Origin of the sequence: Psychrobacter sp. GW64-MNA-CIBAN-0177 (assembly GCF_040309585.1) — a bacterium.
GTDB lineage: Bacteria > Pseudomonadota > Gammaproteobacteria > Pseudomonadales > Moraxellaceae > Psychrobacter > Psychrobacter okhotskensis.
This window is the reverse complement of record NZ_JBEOOY010000200.1, coordinates 1-276: the sequence shown is the minus strand read 5'-3', so window position 1 is coordinate 276 and position 276 is coordinate 1. Positions and strand designations below refer to the sequence as shown.

The 276-nt window shown below is 62.3% G+C and carries 1 protein-coding gene; it reads left to right on the top strand.

Features of this window, described 5'->3' with window-relative positions:
* The coding region (locus tag AAEY79_RS14765) for a hypothetical protein (protein ID WP_352289099.1) at positions 1-210 on the top strand (210 nt) is incomplete at its 5' end.
* Between the last annotated feature and the right edge of the window lie 66 nt (positions 211-276).

Sequence of the window (276 nt, the reverse complement as noted above, 5' to 3'; positions counted from 1 at the left end):
GTGCACTGGCTGCATTACGGGCCGTCGCCAAGCGTAATCGAACATCCGACGCCGCAACCGCTGCCGCGCGACGAACGTTATCCGCCGACACCCGAGACGATCGAACTCGCATCGAAGATCGAGGCCTTGTCGCCGCATCAGCGCTACCTCGTGCAGGAACTGGTCGAGCAGTTCTACGGCGATCCGAAACTCGAAGCGAAGAAAGCCTGAACGGCAGCAGCCGCACGCGCCGCCGGCGTCGTCGCCGCGAAACAAAAAAGCCGCATGGTCATGAAC